This window comes from Listeria farberi (genome assembly GCF_014229245.1).
GTDB lineage: Bacteria > Bacillota > Bacilli > Lactobacillales > Listeriaceae > Listeria > Listeria farberi.
The window spans coordinates 34,999-49,838 of sequence record NZ_JAARZJ010000009.1; the positions used below are offsets into that span (position 1 = coordinate 34,999).

At 34.1% G+C, this 14,840-nt stretch carries 11 protein-coding genes; 9 read left to right on the plus strand and 2 right to left on the minus strand.

The features are described from left to right. Together HCB45_RS09295 and relB are read left to right on the plus strand one after the other, a co-directional pair. Positions 1 to 1,899, plus strand: coding sequence for a PTS fructose transporter subunit IIABC (locus HCB45_RS09295; RefSeq protein ID WP_185319415.1), 1,899 nt, complete (start codon positions 1 to 3; stop codon positions 1,897 to 1,899). A gap of 106 nt (positions 1,900 to 2,005) precedes the next feature. Then, positions 2,006 to 2,353, plus strand: a complete 348-nt coding sequence (gene relB, locus HCB45_RS09300; protein WP_003749261.1) for a type II toxin-antitoxin system RelB family anti-toxin — start codon at positions 2,006 to 2,008, stop codon at positions 2,351 to 2,353. A 47-nt stretch (positions 2,354 to 2,400) separates the two neighbouring features. On the opposite strand, the gene HCB45_RS09305 is transcribed toward relB, so the two are convergent. After that, a complete protein-coding gene (locus HCB45_RS09305; RefSeq protein ID WP_185319414.1) occupies positions 2,401 to 3,000 on the minus strand; it encodes a competence protein ComK in 600 nt (199 codons plus the stop codon). Between the two features lie 129 nt (positions 3,001 to 3,129). On the opposite strand from HCB45_RS09305, the gene HCB45_RS09310 reads away from it, so the two are divergent. From HCB45_RS09310 to HCB45_RS09335, 6 genes are all read left to right on the plus strand, one after another. Beyond that, on the plus strand, positions 3,130 to 3,486 hold the full coding sequence (locus tag HCB45_RS09310; protein ID WP_185319413.1) for an IDEAL domain-containing protein: 357 nt from the start codon (positions 3,130 to 3,132) through the stop codon (positions 3,484 to 3,486). A gap of 149 nt (positions 3,487 to 3,635) precedes the next feature. After that, the gene (gene addB / locus HCB45_RS09315; protein WP_185619664.1) at positions 3,636 to 7,109 is read left to right on the plus strand and encodes a helicase-exonuclease AddAB subunit AddB; all 3,474 of its coding nucleotides are present in this window, start codon (positions 3,636 to 3,638) and stop codon (positions 7,107 to 7,109) included. Between the two features lies 1 nt (position 7,110). After that, positions 7,111 to 10,818, plus strand: coding sequence for a helicase-exonuclease AddAB subunit AddA (addA, locus tag HCB45_RS09320; RefSeq protein WP_185619666.1), 3,708 nt, complete (start codon positions 7,111 to 7,113; stop codon positions 10,816 to 10,818). Next, positions 10,819 to 11,667, plus strand: coding sequence for a fumarylacetoacetate hydrolase family protein (locus tag HCB45_RS09325; protein ID WP_185619668.1), 849 nt, complete (start codon positions 10,819 to 10,821; stop codon positions 11,665 to 11,667). Between the two features lie 19 nt (positions 11,668 to 11,686). Continuing rightward, entirely contained in the window at positions 11,687 to 12,049 is a 363-nt protein-coding gene (locus HCB45_RS09330; protein WP_185619670.1) for a YisL family protein, read from the plus strand. Positions 12,050 to 12,132: 83 nt separating this feature from the next. Beyond that, entirely contained in the window at positions 12,133 to 13,035 is a 903-nt protein-coding gene (locus HCB45_RS09335) for a YitT family protein (protein WP_010991142.1), read from the plus strand. 76 nt (positions 13,036 to 13,111) lie between these two features. Here the strand turns inward: HCB45_RS09335 and HCB45_RS09340 are convergent, their stop codons facing one another. Next, a complete protein-coding gene (locus HCB45_RS09340; protein ID WP_185619672.1) occupies positions 13,112 to 13,924 on the minus strand; it encodes a Cof-type HAD-IIB family hydrolase in 813 nt (270 codons plus the stop codon). A 150-nt stretch (positions 13,925 to 14,074) separates the two neighbouring features. Between HCB45_RS09340 and yjfP the strand changes: the two genes are divergently transcribed. Then, a complete protein-coding gene (gene yjfP, locus HCB45_RS09345; RefSeq protein WP_185619674.1) occupies positions 14,075 to 14,827 on the plus strand; it encodes an esterase in 753 nt (250 codons plus the stop codon). The last annotated feature ends 13 nt before the right edge of the window (positions 14,828 to 14,840 follow it).

Sequence of the window (14,840 nt, forward strand, 5' to 3'; positions counted from 1 at the left end):
ATGAGAATTACAGACTTACTCAGCAAAGACGTTATGATTATGTCATTACAAGCTACAACAAAAGAAGCTGCCATTGATGAAATGATTGCTTCACTTAAAAGTAATGGAAAAATTAATGACGAGGTACTTTTTAAAGAAGCGATAATGAATCGTGAAGCCCAAAGCTCTACTGGAGTTGGTGAAGGAATTGCAATGCCACATGCGAAAACAAAAGCAGTTAATGAACCAACTGTAGTTTTTGCGAAAAGTGAAGAAGGTTTAGATTATAACTCTTTAGATGGTCAACCTGCTCATTTATTCTTTATGATTGCAGCTCCAGATGGTGCAAATGCAACTCATTTAGAAACACTAGCAGCACTTTCAAGATTATTAGTTCATCCAGCATTTGTTCAATCATTAAAAGATGCAAAAACACCAGACGAAGTAATCAAGCTATTTAACGAAGAGCAAGGAGATACAGAAGAAACAGTTGTTGCTCCTACATCTTCTAACGATACTGGCAAAACAGTTGTCGCGGTTACTGCTTGTCCAACTGGTATTGCTCATACCTATATGGCTGCAGAAAAGTTGCAAGAAACAGCAAATAAATTAGGTGTTCGAATTAAAGTAGAAACAAATGGTTCAAGAGGAGTAGAAAACCGGTTAACTGATAAAGAAATTGCTGAAGCTGATGGAGTTATCATCGCAGCTGATGTACAAGTAGACATGCCTCGTTTTGATGGGAAACATTTAATTGCGAAACCAGTTGCAGCAGGAATTCATAAACCAGAAGAGCTTATAAAAGAAGCTATCTCAGGGAATGCACCTGTTTATAAAGCTGAATCAGGGAGTGAGGCGACAGAAAGTACAGATGGCCTTTCCATTGGCCAACAAATTTATAAACATTTAATGAGCGGCGTTTCCCATATGTTACCATTTGTAATTGGTGGTGGGATTGCAATTGCTATTGCATTTATGCTGGATCAAATACTTGGTGTGCCACAAGATCAACTTGCAAAATTAGGATCATATAATGAAATACCAGCATTATTGAAACAAATTGGCGATGTTGCATTCGGATTTATGCTTCCAGTATTCGCGGGTTATATTGCTTACAGTATATCGGACAGACCAGGACTTGTAGCTGGTTTTGTAGCAGGTGGAGTTGCGTCTGTAGGTGGAGCAGGTTTTCTTGGCGCGTTAGTAGGTGGTTTTCTTGCGGGTTATGCAGTTGAGTTAATTAAAGTTATGCTCAAAAAATTACCAAAAACGTTAGATGGAATTAAAGTAGTCCTATTTTATCCAGTTCTATCTGTCCTAATTGTTGGACTATTAATGCTACTATTAAATGTGCCAATGAGTGCATTAAATACTTGGTTAAATGACTTCTTAAATAGTTTAAGTGGAACCAACGCGGTTATTCTAGGATTACTCTTAGGAGCAATGATGGCTGCAGATTTAGGTGGACCAATTAACAAAGCAGCCTACATTTTTGCAACTGGAACGCTTGCAGCAAGTGTTGCAACAGGTGGTAGCGCGATTATGGCGGCTACCATGGCTGCTGGTATGGTACCACCGCTAGCAACATTCGTAGCAACTCTTATTTTCAGAAACAAATTTACAGCACAAGAACGTGATGCTGGACTAACCAATTCTATTTTAGGTGCTTCTTTCATTACAGAAGGAGCTATCCCATTTGCAGCAGCAGATCCACTTCGAATGATTCCAAGTTTTATCGCAGGAAGTGCAATAACTGGGGCAATTGTAATGTTTTTAAATATTAAAGTATTAGCACCACACGGAGGAGTATTTGTTATCTTCTTAGTATCTCAACCGTGGTTCTATCTTATCGCCATTGTGATTGGAACTATAATAAGTGCAGCATTAATTGGGATCTTACGCAAAAAGCCAACAGTATAATAGACAGGAATCGTCTTTTAAATTTAAAAAGACGGTTCCTTTTTATGTGATTTCTCGAATTCTTCCTTAAAAGTTGTTATAATGGAAAGGAAGAGAGGTGGGCGTATTGGAATTTGGAGAAAAATTAATTCATTTACGAAAGAAAAATAGACTTACTCAAAAACAATTAGCGGCGAAAATTGGAACTACTGCATCAACTATCAGCAAATATGAAAATGATAACCACCGACCGCCAATCTTTATTTTGGCTAAATTAGCAGAAATTTTGGGTACTACAACAGACTTTTTACTAGATGATGTAGCAGGTTTACGAGAAAAAAATTCAGTAAATGCTTTTCCTTTAATTGGAAATCCTGAGCTTGAGAAATGGTATTTGGAATTGCCTTATACATATTCAGAAGAAGAATTATTGATGTTAAAACGAATTGCAGATGCGATTGAGAATAAAAAATAATTTAAGAAGTAAACCAGATATACGATGAGTATATCTGGTTTTTAATTTTATTGTTCAGGATCTTTTGGATCGTCTTTTTCAGAAAGCATAGTGTTATAAAATCGTCTAGATTCAGCAGCGAGTGTAGCTGGTGGAAAAAACATATTCATTGAAGGGAAATTGCTCTCCATTGTTCGCATTTTTTGTGAGAACTTCATATGTAGCATGGAGGTCCTAGCAATTTGATTATTAAAAGAGGCCAATGACATATCAATTTCAAAAGTCTGTAAATTAGAAAATTTTATCAACGTATGGTTATATCCAATTGAATGATAATCCTTGATATGTTGTGGGAAAATCCAAATACAGTCTGTTGAACTTGGTGCGACAGTTGGGAATACATAGGTAGAAGTAACCGGATCAATAATGATAGGTGGCTTATGAGTAACACCTATTAGATGCTTTGTTCCCTCCTTACGTCCATCGTAGCTTGATCCGAAAAAGTTGCAGCTGGTTTTAATTAACTCAAATGGGGTAAATTTAGAAGTATAATGAGAATCAACTTCATAAATTTCTGAATAGACTATACTTCCAGATTTTTTTGGAAAAATAATCATTGTGTGGGGATTTACTTCATAAAACTGAGTACTTATTTGTTCTTTTTTCATTTCATTCAACTCCTCTATGTTTGTATTTATGTCTAAGAAGTAACCTGAAATTATTGCGTAATGCACAAAATTCCAAATAACGACTAAGCACCAAAGTAAGTTATGAGTTATTTTTTGTCATTATAGCACATGGTAATTTACAAGTCATTAGATTTTCGTAAAGTTGTATTTTCAAGCTGTTTTCTGTTTTTTCTTGTCATATTACATTTTTTCGAAATTGTAATAAATATGAGTGAAGGAGTGGTAGTCGTGGAAATGCGTGATTTTTCTAATTCGTTGATGAATCAGGTGGGCGTCCTTAAGGGTGAAAAAGAATTAACAAATGTTTTTATCGAATGCTTCCTGACGATGCTCCTAGAAGAGAGAAAATTAGAACAACTTAGAGCTGAAATTGATAAAGCTCTCGATAATAGGAACAAAGCTAAATTTATGCAACTAACAGAAAAAATGAATAAAATCCAACAGGAAATGCTGGCTTTTGAGTAGAATATATGAAAAACTAAGATAGTAAGAGCTATCTTAGTTTTTTTGAGCTGTTTTATAAATTTTCGTAAAAAAAATGTTCCGAAAAAAGTTCTGGACAGATTGCTCAAATGTGGTAAACTAAATAAAAACATATGTTCGGTGGTGAGGGTATGACACTTCAAATAATTTCTGGTAAAGCAGGAACAGGTAAAACCACTCATTTGATGGATGAAGTAGGCGGAAAAATCAAAAAAACTTCCAAGACGTATATTTTTATCGTCCCCGATCAAATGACGTTTCAAATGGAAACAAGCTTTTTAAATAAACAAAACTTGGCAGGGATGTTAGGGACACAAATCTTCAGTTTTAGTAGGCTTGCTTGGAAAATACTTCAAGAAACAGGTGGATTATCTAAAACTTTTCTGAGTCAAACAGGTATTGAGATGGTTATTCGAAAAGCTGCTTTAGATCAAAAAGATAAGTTGAAAATTTTCTCTAGAGCTACTTCAAAAAAAGGCTTTTATTCAGAATTGGCTAAGTTATTTAAAGAAATGAAACAAGAAGAAATTTCTATAGAAGAATTAGAGAATAGCGCGACAAATCTATCTACAAGTATATCTAGCAAAGTACATGACATTTCGCTTATTTATCAAAAATATGAGGAATTATTAGCAGGAAAATTTCTTGAAAACGAGGATTATCTGAGGCTATTAGCAGATAAAATTATTGAAAGTGATTATTTAAATCAAACGGAAATAATTATTGACGGTTTTACTTCTTTTTCCAATCAAGAGTTAACAGTAATAGAAAAGCTCATGCAAAAATGCGATAAAGTAACAGTATCGTTAACTTTAAACGTGCCTGAAATTCATAAAGGTTTGGAAGAATTCAGTATGTTTAAAGCGAGCACTGAAGCATACTTTGCTTTATTAGAGATGGCTAAATTAAATAAAATTCAAGTGGAACCGGAGAAAATCCTTATAGAAAATAAACGAGCTAACTCCGAATCATTAGCCTTTTTAGCCAACGCTTGGGGAGATAATAAATACTCGTCATATGAAGGTGGAGCAAATGATTTAACCATCCGTCAAGCTAATAATAGGCGTGCTGAGATGGAAGGTGTTGCCCGCGAAATTCGGCAATTAACATTAAACGGTTATAGATACCGAGACATAGCGATTTTGACTAGAAACATCAGTGATTATGATATTTTATGTGAAACAGTAATGGAGTCATTTGACATTCCTATTTTTATAGACAAAAAACGAGCAATGGCAAAACATCCATTTATTGAATTTATTCGTTCCAGTATTGATGCGATTTTATTTAATTGGAAATATGAACCAATTTTCCAAGCAGTTAAAACAGAATTTTACTTTGATGCGGCTGAAAATGCGAGTGTTATGAGAAGAAAAGCAGATATATTAGAAAATTATGTACTTGAAAATGGTATTCAAAATAAGTGGAAATGGGAAAAAGAAGGCGATTGGATTTATCGTAAAATTCGAGGACTTTCTACCAATGTATTGCCACAAACAGATGAAGAATTGGCGACTCAAAGCATTATTAATGAAATGAGAAACCTTATTGTTGAACCGCTTTCAACGTTAGAAGATAATTTAACAAAAGCAAAAACAGGAATAGAATTTGCTACGGCTTTATATCATTATTTGGAGCAAGTTAAAGCTGTAGAACATTTAGAATCATGGAGACAAGTGGCAGAAGAAAATGGTTATTTGGAACTTGCTAGAGAACATGAACAAGCTTGGAGCTCAATATCAGAACTGCTAGATGAATTTGTAGAAGTTTTAGGTGAGGAAGAATTAGATATTAATAGTTTTTCTGAAATAATTACGACTGGCTTGGATGCGCTAGAATTTTCTTTACTACCACCTTCTTTAGATCAAATAGTTTTAGCTGATATGGAAAATGCAAAGTTGCTTAATATGAAAGTTGTTTTTGCGATTGGAATGAATGATGGTGTAATGCCACTACGTCAAAAAGATAAAGGGATTTTGTCAGATCAAGATCGCGATTCTTTACGAGTAGAAAATAGCAATTTAAAGCCATCTGCTAAAAATAACATTGGTGAAGAAGATTTATTAGCCTATAAAATAATGAGTTTGCCAAGCGACAAATTATTTCTTAGTTATCCAGCTGCAGATGAGGAAGGAAAAGTTCTTAGCGAATCGAATTATCTAAGAAAAATAAAAGGCCAATTCAAAAATTTAAATGAATCGGTTTATTTAACTGACCCAAGTTTACTGAATGATGAAGACCAAAGTAGTTATATTCGTTCTAAACAAGCTACACTGGGTTTATTAACAAGCCAATTACAAATGTATAAACGTGGTTATCCTTTATCAAATGTATGGTGGGATGCTTATAATAGTTATTTTGAAGATAACAAAGAATCTGAGGTAGCAAAACAAGTACTTTCTAGTCTTTATTATGAAAATAATACCAAACCACTCCAAGAAACAACTGCTAAAAATCTATTTGGTGAAAATATTCATGCGAGTGTTTCGCGAATGGAGAAATTTTTTAGTTGTGAGTTCCAACACTTTGCGCAATATGGCTTGAAATTAGAAGAAAGAGCTCATTATAAGTTACAAGCTGTAGACATGGGAGAAATTTTCCACGGGGCAATGGAATGGATTTCGGCTGAATTAAAGCGAACTAACCGAGATTGGGGTGATTTGACGGAGGAAGAATGTAGACAAATGGCTAAACTTGCGATGACATTTTTAGCTCCGAAGATTCAACATGAAATTTTATTAAGTTCAAAACGGATGGAATATATTCAGTATAAATTACTTCAAATTATTACAAGAGCTACTACGGTTTTAAATGAACAAGCGAAAAGCAGTGCGTTTCGCCCAATTGGTTTAGAGGTGGATTTTGGTTTGAAAGGAGATATTCCACCTTTAAAAATTCCATTACAATCAAATAGCGAACTTCTTTTACAAGGACGTATTGATAGAATTGATGCAGCTGAACTAGATGATCGTACTTTCCTTCGAATCATTGATTATAAATCTAGTTCACATGATTTGGCTCTTACTGAAGTTTATTATGGGTTGGCTCTTCAAATGCTTACTTATTTAGACATAGTTATAACAAATGCTCAAAAAATGATAGGCAAAACTGCTGAACCTGCTGGAGTTTTGTACTTTCATATGCATAATCAATATGTCCAAGCAGAAAAAGAATTGAGTGATGAAGCAATTGCTCGGGAACTGCAAAAAAGTTCCAAAATGAAAGGCTTAATTTTATCAGATCCTGTGGCTGTTTCGCTCATGGATACAAATCTGGAAAAAGGAAAGTCTTCCAATATTATTCCAGCTGAAATTAAGCAAAACGGTGAGTTAAGTGCCCGTTCCAGAACTGCAACAAAAGCAGAGTTTGATAAAATGCGCCGATTTGTAAGGCAAAAGTATCAAGAGGCAGGAAATAAAATACTAGATGGAGCTGTTTCCATTAATCCTTATAAATTAAAAGAAAAAACACCTTGTCAATTTTGTGGATTTCGCTCATTTTGTGGATTTGATCCATCCTTAACGAGTAATCAATATAGACATTTAACAAATGAAAAAACAGAAACGATTTTAACAAAAATGGATATAGAAGGAGGGACGCAGTAGCATGGGCATAAATATACCAACCAAACCAGAAAATTCTTTATGGACTGATGACCAGTGGAAAGCCATCCAAGCAAATGGGAACAATATTCTTGTAGCAGCTGCTGCGGGCTCTGGTAAGACAGCTGTTTTAGTTACAAGAATCATTGAAAAACTAATAAATGAAACAGAAAATCTAAATGTTGATGAATTATTGATTGTAACTTTTACCAATGCTTCAGCTGCTGAAATGAAGTATAGAATAGGTAAAAGTTTAGAAGAAGCATTAGTGCAAAATCCGGAATCTGCACATTTAAAAAAACAAGTCGCATTACTAAACTATGCCTCCATCTCGACTTTGCATTCATTTTGTTTGGAAATCATTCGAAAACATTATTTCGAAGCCGATATTGATCCTAATTTCCGTTTAATTGAACCTATTGAAAGTAGTATGATTCGTGATGAAGTTTTAGAAAACCTGTTAGAAAAACAATATGGTATAGAAAATAATGAAGCCTTTTTTCATCTAGTTGAATCATTTACTGGGGATAGAACTGATGCTGAGTTGCATACGTTAATCTCGAAACTTTATGATTTCTCTAGAGCAAATCCAAACCCTGATTTATGGTTAGAACAAATGGTAAGTTTTTACGATACAGAGGCGATTGCTTCCATCACAGAATTACCTTATTTTCCAATTATTAAAGAAGATATCCAACTTAGAATGAATCAAGCTAAAAGTTATTTGCTAAACGCGATAGATTATGCAAATGAAAATAATGGACCGGCGCCTTATTTAAGCACATTAGAAAATGATTTAGCGCAAATTAACACTTTATCAAGTAGTAGTTGGGATAATTGGCAAGACATGAAATTTAGTGTTGAGAGCATTGATTTTAAACGTATACCTGCGCTTAAAAATAAAGCTGATTTTGATGAAGAATATGTAGAAGAAGCAAAAAAACTCCGTGATGCTGCAAAAAAAGAAGTGAAAAATGTCTTAATAGATTGGTTTTCAAGAGAAGAAGAAAATTATCTAGCTGATTTAGACAAAATGAAACCAGATATTAAAACGTTAAGTAAATTAGTGAAAAATTTTGCTGAAAGCTTTTTTGAGGAAAAACAACAACGTGGAGTATTAGACTTTAATGATTTAGAGCATTTAGCTTTAAAAATACTTTTAAAAAATGGTGCTCCCTCTGATGTGGCAAATAGTTATAAAAACCAGTTCAAAGAAGTATTAATTGATGAATATCAAGATACTAATATGGTGCAAGAAACTATTCTTTTGCTTGTCACTAATTCGAATGATACAAAAGGAAACTTGTTTATGGTAGGGGATGTAAAGCAATCGATTTATCGTTTTCGATTAGCGGAACCAACTTTATTCATGACGAAGTATCAAGAATATCAGCAAGACGGAGAAGGCAGCGGAATACGAATAGATTTATCTCAAAACTTTAGAAGTAGAAAAGAAGTTCTTGATGCTACCAATTTTATTTTTCATCAGTTGATGGATAAGCATATTGCAGAAATCGATTATGATGAGGCGGCTGAGTTAACTTTAGGGGCTAGTTTTCCTGAAGCTAACAATATGGCAACAGAACTTTTGTTAATTGATATGAAATCAGAAGAAAAAGAATCTGAGGATGAATTATCGCCACAAGAATTGCAAAAAAATCAAGTTGAATCAAGAGCTATTGCGACAAAAATTAGAGACATGATAGATAACAAGTTTCCAATTTATGATAAAAAGTTACAACAAAATAGACCAATTCAATACAGAGATATTGTTGTTCTAGCAAGAGCCATGACGAGTGCACCAGATATGGAAGAAGCAATGAAAATAAAAGATATACCTTTCTATGCCAATAATAATTCTGGTTATTTCGAAACGACAGAAGTAGCAACAATGATTGCTCTAATGAAAGTAATCGATAATCCATATCAAGATATTCCACTAGCAGCAGTTCTGCGTTCTCCAATAATCGGTTTAAATGAAGAAGAATTAGGGCAAATTCGGATGGCGAAGAAAAAAGGCTATTTTTTTGATGCGATGCTAGCCTATAAGGATATTACAGTTTCGGATGCAGCAAATAAAATTAGTCGTTTTATAACACAATTAAACAATTGGCGTGAACTGTCTATTCGGGAGAATTTGACTGCCTTAATTTGGCAAATCTATCAAGAAACAAACTTCTATGAATTTGTAGGCGGGTTACCAGGTGGAAAACAACGTCAGGCTAATTTACGCGCTTTGTATGATCGTGCGAATCAGTATGAAAAAACTTCTTTCCGTGGATTATTCCGTTTTGTGCGTTTTGTTGAGCGATTAGAAATTCGTGGAGATGATTTAGGCACAGCCAAAACGCTCGGCGAAAAAGAAGATGTAGTGCGTATGATGACGATTCATGCAAGTAAAGGTTTGGAGTTTCCAGTAGTTATAGTTTCAGGATTAAGTAGAAAATTTAATATGCGTGATATTTATAGTAAAACACTATTAGACAAAGACTATGGTTTTGCTTCTAACTATCGAGATATAGAAAAGATGATTGTCTATCCAACTATCATGCAACAAGCGATAAAACAAAAAAAATCTCGGGAAATGATTGCAGAAGAAATGCGAGTTTTATATGTTGCACTTACTCGTGCGGAAGAAAAACTAATTTTAACGGCAACTGTTCCAGATTTTGAAAAAACAAGTAAAAATTGGTTGCAAGTAAGTAACCAACAAGAAACTATTTTACCAGCAGCAATTCGAGCGAAGGCGAAGTGTTATTTAGATTGGATTGGAAATGCTACAATCCGCCACAGCCATTTTAAAGAATTATTATGTGAAGAAAAGATTAAAACACTTCTAACAGATATGAAACTTCAAATTGAAATTAAAACGAAAGAAATGTTCCTAACTGATGACTTAGAAAAGGAAAAATCAGATAACTGGATGGAGAATGTAAAAGCACATAAGCAAGTGCCCGTTAAAAGTCCATATAAGGATGAAATTGAGCGTTTTATGCATTACCAATATAAAGATGAGGAATCTACTGGAATTCGCGCTAAACAGTCTGTGACAGAGCTTAAAAGACAATTCTCTTTGCAAGATAGTTGGAGTGATACATCTATCCTAAAAGAATTCCAAAAAGTATCTTTAGACCGACCTAAATTTTTGCAACAAAATAAATTGTCTGCTACAGAAATTGGTACGGCAATGCACACATTAATGCAAGCTGTGCCACTACATGATAAACCAACCGAAAAAGATTTAATCTCATTATTACAATCAATGAGAGAAAAAGATATCCTTACAGAAGCACAAATTAAAGCTATCAATGTTAACCAAATTATTGCGTTCTTTGAATCAGCTCTAGGAAAAACCGTTTTGCAGAAAAAAGATAAAGTGAAGCGTGAAGTTCCATTCAGTTACTTGCTTCCTGCAGCTAAATTATACGAACAAACAAACCTTGATGAACACGTGCTCATTCAAGGTGTTGTTGATAGCATGATTGAGGAAGAAGAATCCATTATTTTAATCGATTACAAGACAGATAAAATTGAAGGACGATATGATAACTGGGGGGTAGCAGAGAAAGTGATGAGGGAGCGTTATCAAATTCAAATTAAACTTTATGCAGAAGCTATTCAAGCAATTAGTGGGAAAAAAGTTTCTCAAGCATATTTATATTTTTTCGATGGACAACATATTTGCCAAATAAACATAGAGGAAGGTATTTAAATGAAATGGTTAAGCTATTCATATAATGGGCAACTTAATTATGGTGCTTTAGTAAATGAAAATAAAATTATCTCAGCACAAGCTATTTTTCAAGATCCACCAGCTACTTTATTAGATGTTATTAAAGAAAAACCTGTTGTTCCGGACATAAAGATGGCAGAGGAAAGTATTGACCTAGCAGATGTAGAAATCCAAATACCTTTTATGCCTCCTAATAACATTATCGCAGTAGGGAAAAATTATTATGATCATGTATTAGAAATGGGGAATAGAGGAGATATACCTGACCATATTCTTGTCTTTACTAAAAGTGCGAATAGTTTACTGCCCCATAATGGCGAAATTGAGTTGCATCAAGATATAACAAATAAGCTAGATTATGAAGGTGAGTTAGCAGTTATAATTGGAGAAAAAATTAGAGATGTATCTGAAAGGGAAGCTTTATCATCTATTTTCGGGTTTACTATTTTGAACGATATTACAGCTAGAGATTTGCAGAAAAAACATAAACAATTTTACATTGGGAAGAGCCTTGATGCTAGTTGTCCAATTGGACCATTTATACTTGAATATCAACCTAGTGAAGAAACTGTTTTCCATATTGAAACAAAAGTAAATGGTGAAGTAAGGCAATCTGATTCTACAGAAAAATTCATTTTCAATTTAGCGAAAGTTATCTCTGATTTATCAAAAGGTCATACTTTACTTCCAGGAGATATAATTGCAACGGGGACTCCAAGTGGTGTAGGGAGCGGGATGAATCCTCCGACCTTTTTACAGGCAGGGGATACAGTTGAAATTACAATCGATAAAATTGGCACTTTAACGAATAAAGTTAGAAAATCTTAATAGGGAAGAAGGAAGTATTATGTGGGGATATGTACATTTAATTTCTTGGGTAGCAATTGTTGTTTTAACCATCACAGCGTTACTAATCTATTCAAAATCTGTTAAAGGATTTACCATGTTACAAATGATTAACCGAGTTTTTTATATTTTAGTCATATTAAGTGGAATTATGATGGTGCAATACAGTGTGAAAGAAAGCTGGATTTTAGCTATATTTAAAATCTTAATGGGAATTATTGTTATTGGTGTGGTGGAAATGTTGCTTAGTTATAGAAAACAAAAAAAGCCAACAGGAATGTTCTTAATGATTTTCATTATAGTGGTAGTTATAACCGTGTCACTAGGCTTCTATTTATCAGGTGGTTATCCATTATTTAATTAAAAATCAAAAAAATAATAAAAAAGACTTCTCTTTTCTCTAGAAAGTTGGTATGTTATGTTAGGGCCAAAAAAGGAGAGAAGAAGATGAGTTCAAAATTAGTGTATAAAGAATATGCTAAAAAAACCGCTATTGCTATCATAGCAGCACTTTTAAATGCAATTGGTATGAACTTCTTTTTAATACCAGCTCAAGTTTATGCTGCTGGATTAAATGGGGTTGCGCAACTAGGATCAGACATGTTACGTGATACAATGAATATTTCGATTTCGACAGGGCTACTTGTTCTGCTGTTAAATATTCCCGTTGCTATATTAGGTTGGTTAAAAGTAGGGAAATCCTTTACTGTTTTTAGCTTTTTAACTGTTGCTTTTATGTCTTTTTTCTTAATTGTTATTCCAGAAGTACAAGTTTCGAATGACATTTTACTTAATGCGATTTTTGGAGCATTAATTGCTTCGGTGGGTGTTGGGTTAGCATTGAAATTTGGGATTTCGACAGGTGGGCTAGATATTTTAGCTATGTATATTACAATTAAAACAGGGCGTTCATTTGGAAAGTATTTCTTACTATTAAACGGTATTATCATTATTGTGGCAGGATTTGCTTATGATTGGACTTTTGCTCTCTATACGTTAATTTCTTTATATGTACAAAGTAGAGTAATTGACATTATCCATACTAGACATCAAAAACTAACTGTAATGATTATGACTCAGCATTCTGAAACAGTTATTAAAGCTATCCATGAGAATATGGTTCGAGGAATAACCGTAGTAGATGCGATGGGTGGATATTCAAAACAGGATGTTGCTATGCTAATCATGGTTATTACACGTTATGAGCTATATGACATTACACATATTGTTGGAGAATTTGACCCTAAAGCATTTATTAATGTCATGGAAACTTCGAGTGTGTTTGGAGATTTTCGTTCAGAAGCAGACCAAAAATTAGCGCTAGCTATGTATAAAAATAAAATGATGTAAAAAAAGCTGCAAAGTCATGGTTGAAACAAAAAATTAGAAATTCTAACTTTTGTAAGGCCATGCTTGCAGCTTTTTGTTATAGGTTTAAGTTTTCTTCTAGATATAAAGCGATTCCGTCATCCTGGTTAGATGCGGTTACAACATTTGCGACGTTTTTTACAGATTCAGCGGCATTACCCATTGCAACACCAACACCAGCATAATCAAGCATCTGTAAATCATTCGTTTCGTCACCGAAAGCGATAATATCTTTACGGTCGAATCCAAGTGTTTTTGCAGCAGCTTGTACACCGATTGCTTTGTGAATGCCAAACTTGATAATTTCTACAGCTGGCCAAGCAGATGCTCCCCAAGTATGGTGAGAAATAACGCCAGAAAGTGATTCGTCTAAATGTTTACTAATTAAATCTAGTTGATCAAGTTGACCGAAAAATAACAGCGATGTCGCATCTGATGTAATGGCATCGCGAATATTTCCAAAAACAATATTTTCTGTTCCTAAATGGAATGTCTCTGGTACACTATTATTGCGTTCTTTCAAAAAGACATTATCCTCTACTTCAGCCGCAATATTATCTAGCGCGAAATCATTGGAGAAATCAAGCAATTCTCGAACTACTTGTAAATCAATTGCGTGATGATAGCCTTCAGTGAAAGTGGTAAGTCTTGGATGATGATAAACAGCGCCGTTAAAATTTACAATAGGTGTAGTTAATTCAAGCTCATGATAATACGAGCCGCTAATTCGGTAAGGGCGTCCTGTTGCGATCATTACTTCGTGACCGGCCATTCGTGCTTTTTCCAATGTGTTTTTAGTATGCGAGGAGATAGTTAAATCATCTCTAAGTGTTGTGCCATCAAGATCTAGTACGATTAATTTTTTAGACATAGTTTGCTCCTTTAATTCATATGGTTAGTTCATAACTGCCCTTCATGCTAAAATAAGGGCACAGGTTAATGATAGACGTTTATTACCTATTTGTAAATGATTCCGTTCTTTACAATAACTCAATAAAACCTATAGAAATGAGGCTTCACAATGATTCAAGTGGAAAATGAACTAATTGCGGAAATTCCAGTTTTACATATTAGTAATCGTGAAAATGCAGGAAAAGAGTTACCGACTATTATTTTTTATCATGGATTTACTTCACAAAAAGAACTTTATTTACATTACGGTTATTTGCTTGCACAACGAGGTTTCCGGGTGGTTTTACCTGATGCTAAATTACACGGAGAACGTCTTCAAGGCGCGAATCCGGAAGATCAAGCTACTTATTTTTGGGATGTTATTGAAACGAATATTACTGAATTTCCGCTAATTACAGATGAATTAATTAAAACAGGAAAAACAGATGCTAACCGTATCGGTGTTGGAGGAGTGTCGATGGGGGCAATTACATCCCTTGGTTTACTCGGACAATATGATTATATTAAAGTGGCAGTTAGTTTAATGGGAAGCGCTTATTATGTCGACTTTGCTAAAGAATTATCTAAATATGCTTTGACACAGGGGTTAACTTTTCCTTATGATGTTGATGAACGGATTTTAGCTTTACAGAAATTTGATTTAACCCAAAACATTACGAAAATTAATAACCGCCCATTGTTACTTTGGCATGGGAAAAAAGACGATGTAGTTCCTTTTGCGTACAGTGAAAAACTATATCAGACATTGGTTGAAGAGAGCTTAGCAGATAATGTCGAATTTATTATTGATGATAATGCAAAACACAAAGTTTCAGTTGAAGGAATGCTACAAGGAGTTAGCTTTTTTGAGAAATTCTTATAATGAAAATCATTCT